The organism is Rothia mucilaginosa, assembly GCF_001061665.1.
Lineage (GTDB): Bacteria > Actinomycetota > Actinomycetes > Actinomycetales > Micrococcaceae > Rothia > Rothia mucilaginosa_A.
Window position 1 is genome coordinate 38,691 of the sequence record NZ_JVSP01000013.1, and the last position, 17,317, is coordinate 56,007.

The 17,317-nt window shown below is 63.8% G+C and carries 15 protein-coding genes; 2 read left to right on the plus strand and 13 right to left on the minus strand.

Annotated elements, in window-relative coordinates:
* Nucleotides 1–102: 102 nt before the first annotated feature.
* The 7 genes from ADJ95_RS06175 to clpS form a co-directional block, all read right to left on the minus strand.
* Complete coding sequence (locus tag ADJ95_RS06175; protein ID WP_049333624.1) at nt 103–1,332, minus strand: peptidase E; 1,230 nt, start codon at nt 1,330–1,332, stop codon at nt 103–105.
* Nucleotides 1,333–1,635: 303 nt separating this feature from the next.
* Nucleotides 1,636–2,289 carry a non-canonical purine NTP pyrophosphatase gene (locus tag ADJ95_RS06180; RefSeq protein WP_049333626.1) on the minus strand — a complete coding sequence of 218 codons (654 nt, stop codon included), beginning with the start codon at nt 2,287–2,289 and terminating at the stop codon, nt 1,636–1,638.
* Nucleotides 2,290–2,341: 52 nt separating this feature from the next.
* The gene (gene rph, locus ADJ95_RS06185) at nt 2,342–3,076 is read right to left on the minus strand and encodes a ribonuclease PH (protein ID WP_049333628.1); all 735 of its coding nucleotides are present in this window, start codon (nt 3,074–3,076) and stop codon (nt 2,342–2,344) included.
* 73 nt (nt 3,077–3,149) lie between these two features.
* Entirely contained in the window at nt 3,150–4,034 is an 885-nt protein-coding gene (locus tag ADJ95_RS06190; RefSeq protein ID WP_049333630.1) for an MBL fold metallo-hydrolase, read from the minus strand.
* Entirely contained in the window at nt 4,025–5,047 is a 1,023-nt protein-coding gene (gene murI, locus ADJ95_RS06195; protein ID WP_049333631.1) for a glutamate racemase, read from the minus strand. Before murI ends, ADJ95_RS06190 begins: the two co-directional genes overlap by 10 nt.
* A gap of 231 nt (nt 5,048–5,278) precedes the next feature.
* Complete coding sequence (locus tag ADJ95_RS06200; protein ID WP_049333633.1) at nt 5,279–5,854, minus strand: DUF2017 domain-containing protein; 576 nt, start codon at nt 5,852–5,854, stop codon at nt 5,279–5,281.
* Entirely contained in the window at nt 5,854–6,180 is a 327-nt protein-coding gene (clpS, locus tag ADJ95_RS06205; RefSeq protein ID WP_049333636.1) for an ATP-dependent Clp protease adapter ClpS, read from the minus strand. The genes ADJ95_RS06200 and clpS overlap by 1 nt, the downstream gene beginning before the upstream one ends.
* A gap of 277 nt (nt 6,181–6,457) precedes the next feature.
* Here clpS and ADJ95_RS06210 point away from each other — a divergent pair, with 277 nt between their 5' ends.
* The gene (locus ADJ95_RS06210; protein ID WP_049333638.1) at nt 6,458–7,756 is read left to right on the plus strand and encodes a nicotinate phosphoribosyltransferase; all 1,299 of its coding nucleotides are present in this window, start codon (nt 6,458–6,460) and stop codon (nt 7,754–7,756) included.
* Between the two features lie 134 nt (nt 7,757–7,890).
* Entirely contained in the window at nt 7,891–8,517 is a 627-nt protein-coding gene (locus ADJ95_RS06215; RefSeq protein ID WP_049333640.1) for an isochorismatase family protein, read from the plus strand.
* Between the two features lie 190 nt (nt 8,518–8,707).
* Here ADJ95_RS06215 and ADJ95_RS06220 read toward each other — a convergent pair whose 3' ends face one another.
* The 6 genes from ADJ95_RS06220 to ADJ95_RS06245 all read right to left on the minus strand — a co-directional run bounded on the left by ADJ95_RS06220 (nt 8,708) and on the right by ADJ95_RS06245 (nt 16,971).
* Complete coding sequence (locus tag ADJ95_RS06220) at nt 8,708–10,135, minus strand: transcriptional initiation protein Tat (protein WP_152691718.1); 1,428 nt, start codon at nt 10,133–10,135, stop codon at nt 8,708–8,710.
* Nucleotides 10,136–10,451: 316 nt separating this feature from the next.
* On the minus strand, nt 10,452–12,239 hold the full coding sequence (locus ADJ95_RS06225) for a DEAD/DEAH box helicase (protein WP_049333643.1): 1,788 nt from the start codon (nt 12,237–12,239) through the stop codon (nt 10,452–10,454).
* A gap of 253 nt (nt 12,240–12,492) precedes the next feature.
* Nucleotides 12,493–12,792 carry a DUF3039 domain-containing protein gene (locus ADJ95_RS06230; protein WP_005506434.1) on the minus strand — a complete coding sequence of 100 codons (300 nt, stop codon included), beginning with the start codon at nt 12,790–12,792 and terminating at the stop codon, nt 12,493–12,495.
* A 193-nt stretch (nt 12,793–12,985) separates the two neighbouring features.
* A complete protein-coding gene (locus tag ADJ95_RS06235) occupies nt 12,986–14,662 on the minus strand; it encodes a hypothetical protein (protein ID WP_049333645.1) in 1,677 nt (558 codons plus the stop codon).
* Complete coding sequence (locus ADJ95_RS06240; RefSeq protein ID WP_239662806.1) at nt 14,638–15,651, minus strand: ABC transporter ATP-binding protein; 1,014 nt, start codon at nt 15,649–15,651, stop codon at nt 14,638–14,640. The genes ADJ95_RS06235 and ADJ95_RS06240 overlap by 25 nt, the downstream gene beginning before the upstream one ends.
* Before the next feature lie 330 nt (nt 15,652–15,981).
* Complete coding sequence (locus ADJ95_RS06245; RefSeq protein ID WP_049333648.1) at nt 15,982–16,971, minus strand: co-chaperone YbbN; 990 nt, start codon at nt 16,969–16,971, stop codon at nt 15,982–15,984.
* Between the last annotated feature and the right edge of the window lie 346 nt (nt 16,972–17,317).

Genomic DNA, 17,317 nt, shown 5'->3' on the forward strand with positions numbered 1-17,317 from the left:
CAGAGCGTTCAACGTTCGGAACTCTATTCTAGCGTGGCTTGGGGAAAAGGGTGGTCAGGACGGTCACCGATGGTGCCGTGCGTGGTTCCCACGTTCACCCCGCTAGTGTGCCTCACCCGTGGCCTTCGAGGAGCTCTCGTGACGGTTCGTGACCATGATATTGGACTTGAAGTAGAACTCTTCGGGAAGCTCATTGGTGACCGGGCCGTGGGGGAACTCGCTGAGCTTCGGCACGAAGTACCAGTCCATCAGCTCGCCGCTGCTCTGCTTGAGCACGCGACGTTCGCGCATGGCGCGGCGAATCTTGCGGCGCAGGCGGGGGCTGTCCTCCAGGGTGCTCGTGAAGACCCAGGGGGTTTCGTACCCCTCGGTGGCGGTGCCGAAGGTGATGCGCAGCTTGCCCTGTTCATTGGCGTCGATAACGAAGTCCCCGGGCGTGATATCGGTGAAGGCGAGCATCCAGCTGTGTCGGCGTTCGTAGCTTTCGCGGGTGGTCTGCAGTGCCGCAATGATGCGGTGGTCGACCAGCAGCTCAACCTTACGTTCGGTGATTTCGCCCAAACGAGCGTAGGAGCCGAAGGCGCGGTTCGCACCGCTACGGCGAGGCCACTTCGTCACCGCACCGTGCGGCACCTCCCCCGCAAAGGTGAAGGGGCCGGTAATGGTGCCGGGCAGACGCAGACGCTCAAACGGCGCAGTCGGCAGGAAGGTCGTCAGCAGTTGATCGGAGCTCACCGACTTACCCCAGCGCGCCATCTCAAAAATAGTCGGCTCGGGGCCCACCGGGTAGAGGCGCGGCATCTTGCGACCGAACTCGTCAAAGCCCTCAATAAACTCACCGTTGGAGCTGTACCCGGGCATGGTCGCACCGAGCGGGCGAGTCCACGAGCCCGAGTACGGCTTGGTCAGGTGCGGGTTCTCCACCGGCAAGATGCTGGTGCGAGCGCCCAGGTAGGCGGGCATACGGGACAGGTTACGCCAGGCGAACTTCGCGGCAACCGCCTCACGCCACCACATGGGGCGCTTGCCGGGGGTTTGGCCGCCCAGGCAGTGCATGAGGAGCCAAAAACCAGCCCAGCCGAGAGTACCGGCAACAATCACCCACAACACCACGCTCAGCACCAGCTGGAGGGTACCGGTCGCCCACATATTCGTGGCGATGATGCCCATCAACCCCGCCCAGGCCACCATGGCGTACGGGCCGAGCGTAATCATGGGGTCGACCACCTTGACGGCGGCGATAACACGGCGGTTGAGGCCGCGCCACACGTAGGAGTAGGACCAGAGGGCGACGGCAAGCATCAGCGCCATCAGCAAGAGAAGGATGAACATCGGTGCGTTCTCTTTCGCGGCAGGTTTTTCTACCGGGGTCGGTGGCAGCAGACATCAGGCAGATGCTCCGTTGAAGTGCTTTTCAACAACAAAACTCGTCTGCCGAAGGTACCTTCAGCAGACGAGTCTCTTTGGTGTCACTAACCCTGAGGTAAAGCTTCTTTACCTATTGTGCCTTTAAGTGGTATTCGTATGGGGGATTTTGGCCGCGGTGTACGAATAAATCCCACTCGCCCCTCCGCCAGGCAGATACCCGACAGATATCAGGCACAGCAAACAAGCTGTAACGCCCCGGTGACGGTTTTAGGCCAGAGCCGCAGCAATCTGCGGAATCAGCGCCTCAAAAGCACGCGCGCGGTGGCTAATCGAGTTCTTGATCTCGGCGGGAATCTGCGCGCAGGACTGGCCGGCGTACTTACCCTCGTAGAGGGCGTTCTCGCCGTTGAGCTCCACGGGGCGCAGAATCGGGTCGTAGCCGAAGCCGCCCTCCCCCGCCGGTGCGGTCAGCAGCTCGCCGGGTAGCTCGCCGTATTCAACCGCCTCGAAGCCGTCCGGGGAGGCCACCGATGCGGCGCAGCAGAACTTCGCGCTGCGGTGCTCCGGAGCGATATCGCTCAGCTGAGCCAGCAGCAGGTTCAGGTTCGCGGTGTCATCGCCGTGGCGGCCGGCCCAGCGGGCCGAGAAGATGCCGGGAGCGCCGCCGAGCACGTCCACGGACAGGCCCGAGTCGTCGGCAATAGCAATCAGACCGGTTGCCCGGGCGACCGCGCGAGCCTTGAGCAGGGAGTTCTCAGCGAAGGTCACACCGGTCTCAGGAACATCGGGTGCGTTCACGCTGGCTGCATCCACGACCTGGGTGTCAACGTCCAGGCCGTCGATGTGGCCGCGCAGAATCTCGCGTAGCTCCTTGAGCTTGCCCTTGTTGTGGCTTGCCAGAACAATCTTTGCTTCTGCCATGGTTTCTCCTTTGCAACAGGTGCACACGGTGCGGGGTGGGGCGCCGTGCGGGTTAGTCGTTTTTCAGGGCCTCGCGCTGAATCTGGGCCAGCTCTGCGGTGCCCTCCAGGGCCAGGTCGAGCAGGCTGTTGAGCTCGTCGCGGTCGAAGGGGGCGCCCTCGGCGGTGCCCTGAACCTCCACGAACTTGCCGCTACCGGTGACGACCACGTTCATGTCGGTCTCTGCGCGCACGTCCTCGGTGTAGGGCAGGTCAAGCATGGGGGTACCGTCGATGATGCCCACCGAAATCGCGGACACCGAATCAATCAGCGGGTTCGCCTTGGCGGAGATAATCTTCTGCTCCTTCGCCCAGGCGATAGCGTCGGCCAGGGCCACGTACGCGCCGGTAATCGAGGCGGTGCGGGTACCGCCGTCAGCCTGCAGCACGTCACAGTCGAGCACGATGGTGTTCTCGCCCAGCTCATCCATGTTGATGACCGCACGCAGGGAGCGACCAATCAGGCGAGAAATCTCGTGGGTGCGACCACCCACGCGGCCCTTCAGCGACTCGCGCGAAGAACGGGTGTTGGTTGCGCGCGGCAGCATGGCGTACTCGGCGGTCACCCAGCCCTTGCCCTCGCCCTTGAGCCAGCGCGGCACGCCCTCGGTGAAGGATGCGGTGCACAGCACGCGGGTGTTTCCGAACTCGATGAGGGCGGAACCCTCGGCGTTGCGGGACCAGCCGCGGGTAATGGTGATGGGGCGCAGTTCGTTGAGGGCGCGGCCGTCGTCGCGGGTCACAGTCATGGGTTCTCCTTGGGTCGGTCGGTCTGTTGTGCTTATAACCTGGTCGGGTTGAATGTGGTTTGCGCTAGTCCAGCTAGGGTTTAGGGAGGGCAATGGCGGTCTTGAGCGGCGGGTCCAGCACCTCCACCACGTTCAGCGTGGAGGTCACCGGATGCGCCGGCGTGGGGCGCGGGTAGATGCGGTAGCTCGCGGCCATTTCGGCAACACCCACGGGACCGGAGAAGGCGCTACGTGCCTCGGCGCGGGCGATGTCAGGGTCGTTCCATACGGGCAGGTGGGTCAGCAGCAGGTTGCGTACGCCCGCCTCCTGGGCGGCCTGTCCGGCGCGCTTGCCGGTCAGGTGGATACCGCGCAGGGCGTCGTCGCGACCCTCCTGGTAGGCGGCCTCGCACAGGAACAGGTCGGCGCCGCGCGCGGCCTTAACCAGGCCCTCGCACAGGTCGGTATCACCCGAGTAGGCGAAAATCGTGTGGCCCTCGCGGTCGTTGCAGGTGATGCGCAGGGCGTAGGGATCCTTCGAGGGGTGCACCACGCGGAAGGGTTCCACGCGGAACGGGCCAATCTGCACGGGCTCGCCCTCGGTCCAGGTGTGGTACTCGAACTCGGTGCTCATGCCCGGATCGGGGTCCAGGCCGTGGGTCGCCGAAAGGTACTCGTTAATGGCGGCCGGGCCGTAGAGCGGAATACGTCCCTTGGGCCAGCCGCGCGGATCCCACTTGACGGCCACGTGCAGACCGGACAGGTCGATGCAATGGTCCGGGTGCAGGTGCGAGATGAGAATCGCGTCGATATCGCTCAGGTCGATATGGCGCTGCAACATGCCGAGGGAGCCGTTGCCCATATCCACGATGACGCGCCAGGTGCGGCCGGCGAAGTCGGTCGCGGTGAGCATGTAGCAGCTGGCCGGCGAGACGGGGCCGGGGAAGGAACCGGTACAACCGATAATCGTTAGGCGCATGCGGGACCTTCCTGCGTCGCCGCGGCCTCTTCGGCCTCGGCGACGTCTTCGTCCAGGGTGATGTTGCGGTGTGCGGCCAGCATCTCGGGGGTGATGGTGGCAAAGGAGCCGGTCGGGAAACGCTCGGCCACGGATTTGGTGTGACGTACGTTCGTGACCTCGGGGCCGAGGAAGCGGCGCGCCAGCTGCGAGAACGTCTCAGATTCGCCGGTAGCGAGGAACTCGTGGTGCGGGTGCTCCTCGGGAACCGGGCTCTCGATGGCGTGGTTGAGCAGTTCGCGGTATACATCCTTGGCGGTCTCATCCGCGGAGGAAACAAGGGTGACGTCCTCGCCCATGATGTAGGAAATCACGCCGGCCAGCAACGGGTAGTGGGTGCATCCGAGCACGAGCGTGTCGACCCCTGCATCCTTGAGCGGCTGCAGGTACTGGCGAGCGGTCTCCAGCAGTTCGGGGCCGGAGGTAATGCCCTTCTCCACAAACTCCACGAAGCGCGGGCAGGCCACCGAGTACACCTGAAGGTTGGGGGTAATCGCGAAGGTGTCCTCGTAGGCGCGGGAGGTGACGGTCGCCTCCGTCGCAATCACGCCGATCTTGCGGTTGCGGGTCGCGGCAAGCGCGCGGCGGGCGGCGGGCTGAATCACCTCGATGACGGGGATGCCGTACTGGCGGGTGTAACGTTCGCGGGCGTCGCGCAGCACGGCGGCGGATGCGGTGTTGCAGGCGATGACGAGCATCTTCACGCCGGAGTCGACGAGCTCGTCCATGATGCGCAGTGCGTTGGCGCGCACCTCTGCGATTTTGAGGGGGCCGTAGGGGCCGTGCGCGGTGTCGCCGACGTAGATGATGCGTTCGTGGGGCAGCTGATCCATGATGGCGCGGGCCACGGTAAGGCCGCCTACGCCGGAGTCGAAGACGCCGATGGGTGCCGCGGCGGTGGGGGCTACGGGTTCGGGGCTTCCCCAGGGGGTGCGGGCACGGTAGGGATTGGTTGCGTCGATGCTGTCACTCATGGGTCACCTACACTTCGGTATCGGTCGTTTCCTCGTTCTATGCTAACCCGCGTTCGGGGTGGTTTCTTCCCGGGAGGGGGTTAGATGAGTCCAGAACCACCATTATGAGACGGTCTGTGACGGCGGTGCGAGGGGGCAAACGAAAAATCCGTTCAGTGGGCGGTGTTCTATCGCACGTCGACGGGCAATATTACTGCGCGCGCGTGCACCTTATGAACCGAGAAGAGGCCTCTACTCCTCTTCGTCCAGGCCCTCAATCATCGCAAGCATGAGCGAATCCTGCACCCACGAGATGAAGTTGTACACCATCGCCATGTACTCCTCATTGTTGGTGACCTGCGAGGCGTCGGTGATGGTGCCGATCTCGTCGGCGCGTTCTTCATCGGTAATCTGCAGGCGGTCGGCGAGCACCAGGCGAATATCGCCGAGGGCAGCGGCCCAGGCGCGGGCGTGCTCCTCGTTCAGGCGCAGGTCGCTCGACTCAATGTCGAAGGCGAGCATCGCCAGGTTGGCACGCTTGGTTTCGCGCAAATCGCGTTCGGTGTAGCGACGGTACTCGGCCGCGCTTTCCTCGTCGCTGCTGGCGACGGGGAGCAGGCGAGCCACGGCGCTATCCTCGGGAATCGTGGGGTTCTCGGTGATGCCGACCAGCGCCTCGAGCGGGTCGACGGTACTGCCGTCGGCGGCGGTGTCGGAGGGTCGTAGCAGGGCGCGCACGTCCTCGGCGAGTTCTCGGATGAGCTCGCGCTCGGGCTGTTCAAAGCGTGCGGTGTAGCCGCCGGGGGTGCGTCGGAAGGGGCGTGCCATTAGTTCTCCACTTTCTCGAAGGTGGCCAGCAGACCCCAGGCGTGCATGGCCTGGGTGTGCTTTTCGGCGTCCTCGCGGGGCCCGGTGAAGACGATGGCCTTGCCGTTGTGGTGCACCTGCAGCATGAGCTCCTCGGCGCGGGCGCGGGAGTAGCCGAAGTGGCTGCGGAAGACGTAGGCCACGTAGGTCATGAGGTTGACGGGGTCGTTCCAGACGATGACGTTCCAGGGGGTATCAGCGGCGAGGATGTTCTCGAGCTCGGTCGTCAGGTCGGTGTCGCCTTCGGTGAGGGTTCCGCTGGAGAGAGTCACAGCTGCGTTATTCATGGGGGTCCTTCGGGGTCCGGTCTGATGGATTCCGGAGTTCGTGGGGCCGGGCTGTTGGGAACCGAGCCTCGCCACTTCGTGCAGCGTGGCGGCGGCTCGCGGCCGGTGTGTGCGGGGGCCGAATCTCTTTCGATTATACGGCCGGACGCGCCGGGCGGCGGGCAGAGTGCCTGTACTTTTTCATACTACACTACTTATAGTCAATAGTACTTTATGTAGTGATTGACACGCCGTCACAACAAGAAAAACGCCCGCTCCCCCCTCTACAATTGGACACATGACTACTACTTCACTTCTCACCGATCACTACGAGCTGACCATGCTTCAGGCAGCTCTCGCCTCCGGAGCCGCCCAGCGCAAGTGCACCTTCGAGGTCTTCACCCGCCGACTTCCCGCGGGCCGCCGCTACGGCGTGCTCGCCGGCACCGGCCGCTTCCTCGAGGGACTCTCCGAGTTCCGCTTCACCGACGAAGAGCTCTCGTTCCTCTCCTCCCGCAACGTCGTCAACAAGGAGACCCTCTCCTTCCTGGAGTCCTTCCGCTTCAGCGGCAACATCCGCGGCTACGCCGAGGGTGAGGCGTTCTTCCCCCACTCCCCCGTCATGCAGATCGAGTCCACCTTCGCCGAGGCGTGCATCCTCGAAACCTACCTGCTGTCCATCCTGAACTTTGACTCCGCCGTGGCCAGCGCCGCCTCGCGCATGACCGCCGCCGCCGGCAACCGCCCCTGCCTCGAAATGGGTTCGCGCCGCGCCCACGAGCGCGCCGCCGTCTCCGCTGCCCGCGCCGCCGTCATCGCTGGCTTCGCCGGCACCTCCAACCTGGAGGCGGGCCGCTCCTACGGCCTGCACACCATCGGCACCAGCGCCCACGCCTTCACCCTGCTACACGACAACGAGCGCGAAGCCTTCGAAGCGCAGCTGCGTTCCCTCGGCGCCCGCACGACCCTGCTGGTCGACACCTACGACGTGGACAACGCCGTGCGCCTGGGCGTGGAACTGGCCGGCGAGGAGCTCGGCGGCGTTCGCCTGGACTCGGGTGACCTGGTCACCACCGCCGCCCACGTGCGCGAACTGCTCGATTCGCTGGGTAACACCAATACGAAGATCACCGTGACCAGCGACCTGGACGAATACGCCATCGCCTCGCTGGCCGCCGCCCCCGTGGACTCCTACGGCGTGGGTACCCGCCTGGTGACCGGTTCGGGCGCGCCGACCTCCTCCATGGTGTACAAGGTCGTGGCCCGCGAGAACTCCGCGGGCGAGATGCAGCCGGTCGCGAAGGCCTCGGCCGGCAAGGCCTCGGTGGGTGGCGCCAAGCTCGCTGCCCGCCGCCTGAACAGCATGGGCATCGCAACGGCCGAGGTTCTGGGAACCCACGAAGACCCGGCCCTGCACGAGGACACCCGCCCCCTGCTCGTGGACTTCGTTCGCGAGGGCGAGCTGTTGCCCGGCTTCACCGGCGAGGAGGGCGTGCGCCGCGCAACCGCCCGCCACGCCGCGTCCCTGGCCGAGTTGCCCGAGGCCGCTCGTCGCCTCTCCGAGGGCGAGCCGGTTATCCCGACCGAATTCATCTAAAACTCCCCCACGGTGCCCGCCCCGCGAGCCGCCGCGATACCCCTCAAGGACGGGGTGCATCCGGCGCAATCACGCGGGGCGGCGCGCCATACTTCTACCCGTGACCGTATAGGAACGGCTTGATAAGGACGGCTATGTCTAAGGCATTGATTATTGTGGACGTGCAGAACGACTTCTGCGAGGGCGGTTCCCTGGCGACCGCTCGCGGCGCCGAGGTGGCTTCGCTCATTAGCGAGTTCGTGGAGAACAACCACCACCGCTACGACGCAATCGTGGCCACCCAGGATTGGCACATCGATCCGGGTTCGCACTTCTCCGACACCCCTGACTTCGTGGACTCCTGGCCCGTGCACTGCGTGGCCAAGAGCAAGGGTGCGCAGATTCACGAGAACCTGGACACCGACTACATTGAGGCGTACTTCCGTAAGGGCCGCTACGAGGCCGCATACTCGGGTTTCGAGGGTCTGCTGGCCCCCGAGGACGAGGTGGCCACCGGCGAGCACGAGCCGGGCGCAGACGCTTCCGAGGACGGCCCGCAGACTCCCCTGTCGGAGTGGCTGGATGAGCGCGGTATCGAGTACGTTGATGTTGTCGGTATCGCCACCGATTACTGCGTGTCGGCCACCGCGCGCGATGCGGTCGACGCCGGCTACGAGACCCGCGTTCTGATTGATTTGACCGCGCCGGTGCACGAGGATAAGCTCGACGAAACCGCCGAGGCACTGGAAGCCGACGGCGTGGAGGTCGTAGAGGTCCTCTAGCCTCAACGCAACTCGCACAACGATAGGGCGGGCACCCCGAGAGTACTCGGGATGCCCGCCCTATTGCGTCTACGCGAACAAATATTACGGGCACGCAAAAGCCCCGCGAGCGCATACACACTCGCGGGGCTTCAAGCCAAGAGCTGATACCGGTAGTAGCTAGTTCAACATGCGATTAAGCAATATCAAATTACTTTCCGGTCTGGCAAAGGAATACCTTCACGATACCATTATGAGAGTACGTTGCTCCGCTGAATGCCTCGCTGGAAGTGACGTTATTGGAGTTAGAAATCTCCCCCTCCATCACCTGCGGTGCCAGGTAGGAACCACCCGCACCACCAGAGCCTGCCAACTGCACATAGCTGATGCTCTGGCGAATGCCCTTCGGATTGTTATTCCACTTCTGAGCAATCGTGATAGATGACTGCGAGAGCGCAGCTCCCGAGCCACCGCCACCGTAACCGCCGCCGCCACCACCGGAGACGATAATCTGCGCACCGTTAAAGAAGGGCGCTACTCCGTAGTAGCCGATTTCTTCTCGGGTTCCATCGGGGAATTCAAGAACCTCGACGTCATCCTGCCGAAACTCTGCTTTATTATTATCCAGCTGGTAGCTCACAGACATTACTCCGTCGCCACCTTTGCCATTCAGGCCGTTAGTGCCGGGATTGCCTGCTGCCGAGGAGCTATAAAGCACCTGATTATTCTGACTATCAAAGCTAAAGATGCTGTTGGGAGTACCGGTCATCACGGTCGGCTTAGCGCCGCCAGCACCACCAATGCCTCCGCCGCCACCTTTACCGCCTTCAACAGTCAGTTCAAGGCTCAAATCCTGAGCATAGTATTCGTGGCCTTCGGTGGCGTCACCACCACGAGCTCCACTAGCAACACCAGCAGCGCTATATACGGGCGCGTGGGTCGGGTGCTCCGGACCGGTCATGCGGACATCCACAATGCCGGGGAAATGGCGATGATTAGGTTCTGCGGTGTATGGTTTTCCGACAATTGATACGCCACCGCCACCACCGGCAACGGCAATGACTTCACCATCAATCAGTAGTGCCGATGAGCCACCGCCCGAGCATCCGTAGACTTCTTCCATAGGCAAAGGATTGGGTCCGTAAGACCATTGGTGAGCCCAGACCCAGCGCTCATATACTTTATCCATAACATCGTTAGGGATTCTCACCTCAGGAGTCGAGCCTCCGTCGCCGAACCCGTATCCGCCCTCTACCGGAGCGGTTCGGTATCCGTCACCGACTTTGTAGAACTCAGGAGCAAAACTACCACCGCCGCCAGCAATAATTTTGACGGTCTGATTGGGTTTCACTTCAACGATTCCGCTGACCTTGGCACCGGATCCTCCATCCAGGCCCTTCTCGTATCTTCCGCCTGCGCCACCGGTCAGTTCAAAACGTAGCTTATGGGTGCCTGCTGGAATAGTAAATTCTTGTTCAACGCGTTCATAATTGCTCATACCCCGTGCGGAGGCATATGCGTTCTCTGCAAAAGTACAGTCCACAGAAGAAGCGAAGGCCGGCACTACTGAAGAAGCCGCAATCACAGGGGTCGCCCAGGCGACACCCTTCACGACCTTACGGCGAGAAATATGAGACATCACTGTCCTTCAATGGTTGGTGCAACCGTCCCAGTGCACACTATTCGGGCGCGCGTCATCCGGGGGTTAGTTGCATGGTGTTTCTTAAAGTTTTGATGACTCAGCATAGACCTATATGCCGCGCATCATTGGAAAGTTCCCTATAATCGGCGACCATGCCGTGTTTTCTAAAGAACTTACCCCCACTAGGCTACACGTTCCATCTCCGCGCTGCCATGATTATGGCGCCTCAGACCCAACATTTCTGCATTTTATGCACGCAAAGCCCCGCGAGCGCATACACTCGCGGGGCTTCTCTATACGTTCTACCTATGTTCTAGCGTCGGCCAACGAACCAGTCCGACAGCTTATCGAGACGCGCCTGAATCTGCTCAGCAGATGCCTGCGCCACCGCCGGGCCGCCACAAATCTTACGCAGCTCATTGTGAATCACGCCGTGCGGCTTGCCCGAACGAATCGACCACGCCGCCACGTTCTTCGCCAACTTATTGCGCAGCGCCTTCAGCTGACGATGATCCACCACCGAAGGCACCGCGGTTGCCGGGCGACGAGCCGCGTGCTCACGCTGATGCGCGCGCAACAGCGTGCCCACCTGCTCGGCGTCCAGCAGACCCGGAATACCCAGGAAGTCCTGCTCCTCCTCGCTGCCCACGGCGAGGTTGCCGGAGGCGAACTCGGCGCCGTCGAACAGCACGCCGTGGAAGGATGCCTCGGAGCCGAGCGCCTCAAACTTACCGCGGGCCAGCTGCTCGGAGGCGCGTTCCTCGCGGTTCGCTTCTTCGAGCAGGTGGTCGTCCAGACCCTCGACCATGGGGTCGATTTCCTGGGGTGCGCCGCGGTCGAGGGCGTGGTCGCGCTCGACCTCCATATCGTTGGCCAGCATCATCAGCTGCGGCACCGAGGGCAGGAACACGGAGGCGGTTTCGCCGCGCTTGCGGGCACGCACGAAACGACCGATAGCCTGCGCAAAGAACAGCGGGGTGCTGGTGCTGGTGGCGTACACGCCCACGGCGAGGCGGGGCACATCCACGCCTTCGGACACCATGCGCACGGCGACCATCCAGCGCTGCGTGCCCTCGCGGAACTCGTCGATCTTGGCGGAGGCCTCGCGGTCGTCAGAGAGGATCACGGTGGGATATTCGCCGGTAATCTTCTGCAGCTGTTCGGCGTAGGCTTTGGCGTCCGCGTGGTCGGTGGCGATGACGAGCGCGCCGGCGTCGGGCACGGTGCGGCGCACCTCGGTTAGGCGCTTGTCGGCGGCGGCGAGCACGGTCGGAATCCATTCGCCGTTGGGGTCCAGGGCGGTGCGCCATGCCTGGGAGGTGATGTCCTTGGTGAAGCCCTCGCCCAGGTTTGCCGCCATTTCTTCGCCCGCGGAGGTGCGCCAACGCATCTGACCCGAGTACGCCATGAAGATGACCGGGCGCACCACGTGATCCTTGAGCGCCGGGCCGTAGCCGTAGGAGTAGTCCGCCTTGGAGCGGCGGATACCGTCGTTGTCGACCTCGTAAGTGACGAACGGAATCGGGGAGGTATCGGAACGGAACGGGGTGCCGGTCAGCGCCACGCGGCGGGTCGCGTCGTCGAAGGCCTCGCGCAGGCCGTCGCCCCAGGAGAGGGAGTCTCCGGCGTGGTGAATCTCGTCAAAAATAACGAGGGTTTTCGTCGCCTCGGTGTTGCGCGCGTGCAGCTGCGGCTTATTCGCCACCTGCGCGTAGGTCAGCGCCACGCCCTTGTAGTGGCGGCTGATGGTCACGTCCGCGTTCTTAAAGTTCGGGTCAATCGGAATACCGACCTTCGCGGCGGCATCCGCCCACTGCTTCTTCAGGTGGTCGGTCGGCGCGACAACGATGAGCTGGCGCACCGTGCCGCGGTTGAAGAGTTCCTTGGCGAGGGTGAGCGCGAAGGTGGTTTTACCCGCGCCGGGGGTTGCCACGGCCATGAAGTCGCGGGGGTTCTTTTCGAAGTACTTCTGCATGGCCTCGGCCTGCCAGGCTCGCAGGTGCACCGAGGTGCCCCAGGGGGCGCGGTCGGGGTATGCCGGGGAGAGCTTCGGCTTCACCATGCTGTCAAATAGCGTGGGTTCCTCTGGTGCTGCGCTCATTCTCTCCTTCTTCCTCGTCTGCCTCTGCCGGCCCGTTCTGAGCCTGTTATAAAACCGGTTTCCGGGCACAGCGAGGTTAAATTCTAGCACCACCGCCGCGGGTTGGGCCGGGCTGTGGTGCAAGAATTTGGTGCTCGTCAGCAAAGTCTCATGGGGTGTTTTGCCGCTGAGCTTTACTGCTGAGGCGTGTTATTCAGATGTATTCACTCGGGTTTACCCAGGTGTATTGTCTGAGTCGTATTATCTGGTTGTATTATTCGCCGGAGCCGTTATCGCCGTCGTTGCCGGGTGCCAGGCCCTCGTAAATCTCCTTGCACTGCGGGCAGACAGGGAACTTCTGCGGGTCGCGGCCGGGTACCCACATTTTGCCGCAGAGCGCACGCACCGGCTCACCGGTCAGCGCCGACTCTAGAATCTTCTCCTTGCGCACGTAGTGGGAGAAACGCTCGTGGTCGCCCGGCTCGGATAGCTGGGTTTCCTCGCGCTCCAGCAGTGCCGTGCCGCCGGCCGTTCCGGGGCCGAACGGATCTTCAATACCTTCAATAGAGCTCATTCTTCTCTCCTTGGTGTTTTAAGTTCTTGCGAGCGCGGTCACCCCGCGGCTCCTAGCTCGTGCATGCCTCTCTCCATTCTAGTGGCTCATAGCAAACCCGCGGCCCGCAACCGTGACGATTGCGGGCCGCGGGCTCTGCGCCGGGCGCCGTGAGGGACGCGCGGCGAACCAGCACGGCGTCAGCTGCCGGGCGCTAGTTCACGCTGAATCGCGCCACGCGTTCCAGCATGCGGGGGCTCATCCGGTCGAAACGGCGGCCGCCCCAGACGACGCCTCCGACCAGCAGGCCCGCGCCGATCATCAGCTGCAGTACGCCTCCGATGACCAGCGTCAGCAGGTTCTGCGTGAGGAAAACGTACACGATCACGGAGATGCCACCGGGCAGGGCGCTGAGCATCACCACGGCCATGGAGAGCATGAGGAGCAGCTGCTTGCCCATGCCCTCGTTATTCTTCGGGTTCTTGAACGGGTTAGCACCGGGAGGCGCCACGGGCGGGGTGATGAAGGTATCCAGCACGCAGCCCATGCCTGCCGCCGCCGCGAACACGCCCAGCTGGTGCATCAGCACGATGGGGAAGAGTTCCAGGTGCCCGTTCACCGCAGAGGCCACCAGCACCATCAGCACCACAATCGGAGCAACGAGAATACTGTAGCCCCACAGGCGACCGATTCGGTCATCGATACCTCGCAGCGGGGAGAGCACGTGCAGGCTAAAGGCCGTGTTGTCGTAGGAAACGAGGAAGCACATGTAGTAGCCGGTGAAGACGGTGCAGAAGTAGATCCAGAATCCGAAGAGCTGCATCACGCCGCTATTGACGACTTGTGTAGCCTGCTCGGGGTTGGGGCCGAAGCCAATCTCCCCATGGATGCTCCCGCCCGTGGCCGACATGAAGAGGGGAAAGCCAACCGCCAGGAGCAGGTACATCATGACCGTGGTAACCGTCAGCATCTGCAGGCGGTTGTCCTTGAGCAGCGAGTGTAGGGTGCGGGCCGCCACCGCGCCGCGCGGGGTTGCGGGGAACCGAGCGAACAGACCCAGGTCGCCCGCGGCGACTTCGGCTGCGCTCGCGTGGTGGGCGCTACCGCCAACGTTCGCCATGGAGCGCGCGAGGTTCTTACCCCACAGCCACCAGCCGCCGGCCAGGTAGCCGAGGGTCAGCACCAGGCATCCGAGGGCCGCGGGAACGTTACCCGCCGCGAGCCAGTAGGGTACGGCGTAGGCCGCGCCGAAGGGAGTCACGCCCAGCCACGGCAGGAACGGGAGCAGCGCATCCCAGTGCCTCATCAGGTAGGTTGCGGTACCGCCGGAGATAAAGCCCATGCTCATCATGAGCACCGCAGCCACAATCATCAGCACGTTGGCGACGCGCGGGTTTGCGCTCAGCATGATGCCCAGGCGGTTGGCCAGGCGTGCCCACACCATGAGGTTGGCCAGGCCCAGTACCGCGCAAACCAGGTACACGATCAGCAGGAGCGGCTGGGAACCGTACGCGATGAGGCCCAGGAGCACGGCTAGCACGGAGGCAACGCCGGGGATGCCCACGAACCCGCCGAGGAACTGTCCCTTCTGCAGAGTGGCGGGCTCGATGGGAAAGAGCACGAATCGGCTCTCGTCCAGGGTGCCGTCCAGACCGCTGAAGAAGATGGGGACGATGGCCCAGCCGATGGCGAGCACCGAGCCGGCCAGTAGCGCGATGAGCGGACCGGTTTCGGGCGCCTCAAAGGCCGCCGCCAGGTACCCGACGGCGAGACCAGCCAGCAGGATGACCGCGAAGACGGCGGCGATGACCAGACCGATAACCGCCCAGACGCTACGGCGGAAGGAGGCCTGCACGTACTTCCACTTTAGTGAGACGAGGTGCCCAACCATGACAATCCTTCCGAGGAGGTGCGGCCACCAACCAGCTGCACGAATCGTTCTTCAAGGCTCGTGCCGGCACGTACTTCGTCGACGGTTCCGGCGGCAAGGATTCGGCCCGAGTCCATAATCGCCACATGATCGCACAGGCGCTGCACGAGGTCCATGACGTGTGAGGAGATGACGACGGTGCCGCCGGATGCGACAAAGCCGCGCAGGATGTCCTGAATATTGGCCGCGGAAACCGGGTCGACCGCCTCGAAGGGCTCATCCAGGATCAGCACGGAGGGCGCGTGGATGAGCGCCGCGGCGAGCGCAATCTTCTTGGTCATACCGGCGGAATAGTCGGCGACGGCGCGACCGGCCGCGTCGGTCAGGTCCATGGCGGCCAGCAGGTCCTTGACGCGGGAGGCAACGGTTTCCTTATCGATTCCGTGCAGGTAGCCGGAGTAGGTGATGAGCTGCTCGCCGGTAAGTTTGTCGAAGAGGTGCACGCCGTCGGGCAGCACACCCAGGTGCGCCTTAGCCTTGAGCGGGTCGGCCCACATGTCAATACCGCGAATCAGCGCGGTACCCTCGGTAGGCTGAAGCATGCCGGTAACCATGGAAATGGTCGTGGTTTTACCCGCGCCGTTGCGGCCGACCAGCCCGTAGAACGAGCCGGAGGGAATCGTCAGGTTAATGCGATCCACCGCGACCTTGTCGTCGAAGAGCTTAGCGAGTCCCCGAATCTCGACGGCGGCTCCGGTCTGCGACGGTGCTTGGGGAGGCACCACGGGAAGTTGCGCGGGGGCCGGCTGGAACTGCGGGGGTTGCTGACCCGGCTGAGCGTAGGCCGGCTGAGCGTAGGCGGCTTGTTCGGGTTGCTGGGCTACCGGCTGTTCGGGTTGAGCTGAGCTAGGTTGAACCGGGGTAGGCTGAGCTGGGCTCTGCGCTGCACCGTTCTGCGGCGTTCCGTGCTGCGGGTCGTGGGGCGGGGTGTTCACCGGATCCTGGGGCATCGTTGGTTCCTTACGCGTGAGAGTAACGGGTCACACTCTCACCCTATCACCCCCCCATTAGCCAAAATACCTTTTTCTGAAAGATGCTCAAAAAATGTCTTTTGTCCGCATCTCGAGCGTTTGGAGCCATTCGCAGAGAGGCTATCCGCAGAGCATCCCAAAGACGAAGATGCCGTACCCTACCCTGCCGGTGCGTTACGCACGCAAACGGGCCGTCGTCCCGCCGACACTACAGGTCGACGAGGCGGCGGCCCGCCTATTGCACACCATTCCGTACGATTCTCCGATGGGTCCCCCCGGAGGTTGCCCCGGCCGCGCCGGGGAGCCTCTTTAGAACAGCGCCATGGTCAGCGCGGCACGCGCCTTCACCGTGCGCGGGTCCGAGGCGCCGACCACGTCGAAGAGCTGCACGAGGCGCTCGCGCACGCGCTTCTTATCGTCGGGGCCAACCGCGCTGAACAGGCGCAGCAGGCGGTTGTAGGCATCCTCCACGTGGCCGCCCACCAGGTCCAGGTCGGCCACGTTAAAGGCCGCCTCAATATTCAGCGGGTCAGATGCGGCGGCGGCGCGTTCGGTGGCCAAATCCAGGTCCTTCACGCGGGCCAGCAGCTCCACCTGCTCGAGGCCGAGTTTCGCCTCCTTATCGCCGGGATTCTCGGCGATGGCCTTGCGGTAGGCCTCCCGGGCGGCGGGCAGGTCGCCGCGATCCAGGGCGGCCACGGCCTCAGCGTGCAGGGGCGGCAGGGGCTTTTCATCCTCGGGGACGGCGGGATCAAAACCGCCGGGAAGCTGGTACTGGGCGGCGAGCTGCAGAACCTGCGAGAGCACATCGGCCAGGTCCTCGGCACTGACCGGGCCGGTGTAGATCGGGGCGGGTCGCCCACCCAGCACGGCCACGCCGGCGGGTACGCCGCTCATGCCGAAGGCCTGCGCGGCCTCGGGCAGTTTGGTGATGTCCACGGCGGCGCAAATCATGGATCCGGCGGCGGAGTCCACAAGCTTCTGCACGCCCTCAAGCATCTGCAGGGAGGACGGTGAATGGGGCGCGTAGAGCGCGAAGATTACGGCGCCCTGGCTGGAGAGCTGCACGAACTTCTGGAACTCCTCGGGGGTGTTCACGTCGTAGCGCCAGGTGGGGGCGGCGGGGGCATCGGGTTGATTGCCCGAGGATGCCGCGGACCCCTGCGTGCCGGAGGTGGGGTTCAGCTCCACGGCGTTGCGCACCGAGGCGGGGATGTTCGCCTCGGCCGGCGCAGCCTGCGCCCCACCCCGTGCGGCGTTGTTCTGCCCGCGGTCTGCCGGGTCAAAGATAATGCTCATCCTGCGTTCCTTCCGTTCACGTTGTTCGGCGTTTCCCGACATTCAACTTCTCGTGCCGCGCGCACGTCGTTCACGACGGCTTTGAGCCCGGGCGTTCTCGCGCGGTGGCCCAATCTGCTGCGGCCCTCCCCTCCATTATCTCCGTTTCGGCTCGCCCGGGGGGCGATAACTCCAGCCCCTTAGCTCTCAGCACATCCGAACCGGCGGGGGGCGCGGCCGGTGCAACCGAACTCTCGCGAGTCGGCCCTGTCGCGATGGGCACAACCCTCACGGCCGTGAGCCGGTAGAATGGCACAGTAGAGAAACGCCGCAGACATACGCGACGTCGCAACGCACGAACCTCCGA